At 63.5% G+C, this 2122-nt stretch carries 2 protein-coding genes; both read left to right on the plus strand.

All coding sequences use genetic code 11. The features are described 5' to 3' along the window. Window positions 1-1231: CpaF family protein (locus tag EN906_RS31920; protein ID WP_164777524.1), on the plus strand; the 1231-nt coding region annotated here is incomplete at its 5' end. 4 nt (window positions 1232-1235) lie between these two features. Further along, window positions 1236-2122: type II secretion system F family protein (locus EN906_RS31925; RefSeq protein WP_164777525.1), on the plus strand; the 887-nt coding region annotated here is incomplete at its 3' end.

Here is a 2122-nt window from a genome sequence, read left to right on the forward strand (position 1 = left end):
GCTCGAAGAGATCAATCTTGTCGCGCTGGAGCGTTTGCCGAAGGATGAGATGCGCCGGCAAGTGCGTGATTTCGTGTCGGAAAAGACCAAGCAGGAGCGGATGGCGATCAACACCGTCGAGCTTGACGCGCTGGTCGACGACATCGTCGACGAGATGGTCGGCCTCGGTCCGCTCGAGCCGCTGCTCAAGGACCCCGACATCAACGATATCCTGATCAACGGCCACATGAACTGCTTTGTCGAAAAGAAGGGCAAGCTGCAGCCGGTCCACATTCCGTTCAAGGATGAGGCGCATCTTCTGCGCATCGTCAACAAGATCGTCGCCGCGGTCGGTCGCCGTGTCGACGAATCGCAGCCGATGGTCGATGCCCGCATGCTGGACGGCTCGCGCTTCAACGCGGCCATCCGCCCGGTTGCGGTCGATGGGCCGCTGGTGTCGATCCGCAAATTTTCCAAGAACAAGCTCGGCCTGCACAAACTGGTCGAATTCGGCGCCATCACCCAGAACATGGCCGAAGTGCTGGCGGCGGCCGTGCATGCCCGCAAGACGACGATCATTTCGGGCGGTACCGGCACCGGCAAGACGACCATGCTCAATGCGCTGTCGGCCTTCATTCCGGAAGACGAGCGGCTGATCACCATCGAGGACGCGGCCGAGCTCCAACTGCAGCAGCCGCATGTCGCGCGTATGGAAACACGTCCGGCCAACATCGAAGGCCATGGCGAGCTGAAGCAGCGCGACCTGGTCAAGAACGCACTGCGCATGCGCCCCGACCGCGTCATCCTCGGCGAGTGCCGGGGCGAGGAGGCTTTCGACATGCTGCAGGCAATGAACACCGGCCACGAAGGGTCGATGGCGACCATCCATGCCAACACGCCGCGCGACGCCATTTCGCGGCTCGAGCAGATGCTCGGCATGACCGGCATGCCGATGACGGTGCAGTCGATCCGCAGCCAGATCGCCAGCGCGCTCGACCTGATCGTTCAGCTGACGCGCCTGTCCGACGGCAAGCGCAAGGTGACCAGTGTCGCCGAGGTGACCGGCATGGAAGGAGATGTCATCCAGATGCAGGAGATCTTCCGCTTTGTGCGTACCGGCATGGAGGCCGACGGCAGGATTCTGGGCCACTACGAGGCGACCGGCATCCGGCCGCGCTTCCTCGAGGATCTGCGCGCCATGGGCATCGAGTTTCCCGGACGATATTTCGAACCCGGCCGGCCGCAGGAGTAGCCAAGTGTTCGATGGAATGAGCGCTATCTATGTCGTTTATGCCGCGGCCGCGCTGACCGGCATCCTGATCGCCGAGGCCTGCTACCTGCTTTATGCCGGCCGCAGCGACAAGCGCACCGCCATCAACCGGCGCATGAAGCTGCAGGAAAACAAGATCAGCCAGGAGCAGGTGCTTGTCCAACTGCGCAAGGAACGCGGCCTCGACGCAGGCACGCCGCTGTTTTCGCTGGATCGGTTCCGCGCTTTGCGAACCCAGTCGGGCATGATCATGCCGCTGTCGAAATTCCTGATGATCAGCTGCGGCGTGGCGATGGCGATGACCCTGGTCGCCATCTGGTACGGCTTGCCGCCGCTGATGGGGCTTGTGCTGTTTGTGGTGCTTGTGCCGGTGCTGCCGGTGATCACGCTGCGCTTCAAGCGCAAGCGCCGGGTAAAGCGGTTCGGCATGCAATTGCCGGAGGCGCTGGAACTGATCACGCGTGGCCTGAAGGCCGGCCATCCGGTGCCGGTGGCGATCGCCATGGTGGCGCGCGAGATGCCCGACCCGATCGGCACCGAGTTCGGCGTCATCGCCGACGAGGTGACATATGGCTCCGATCTGGTTTCGGCGTTGAACTCGCTGTTCGACCGGGTCGGCCAGGAGGATTTGCCGCTGTTCGTCACCGCCGTCTCGATCCAGACCAGTTCGGGCGGCAATCTGCGCGAGATCCTCGACGGCCTGGCGACGACGATCCGCGAGCGCGGCAAGCTGCGCCGCAAGGTGCGCGCCATTGCGACAGAAGGTCGGATGTCGGCCTACATCCTGACAGCGGTGCCGGCGTTGCTGTTCACCGCCATTATGGCGCTGATGCCGGGCTTCTACCGCGACGTCTGGGGCGCGGCGAAAACCTG

The sequence above is a fragment of the Mesorhizobium sp. M7A.F.Ca.CA.004.06.1.1 genome, assembly GCF_003999135.1.
Lineage (GTDB): Bacteria > Pseudomonadota > Alphaproteobacteria > Rhizobiales > Rhizobiaceae > Mesorhizobium.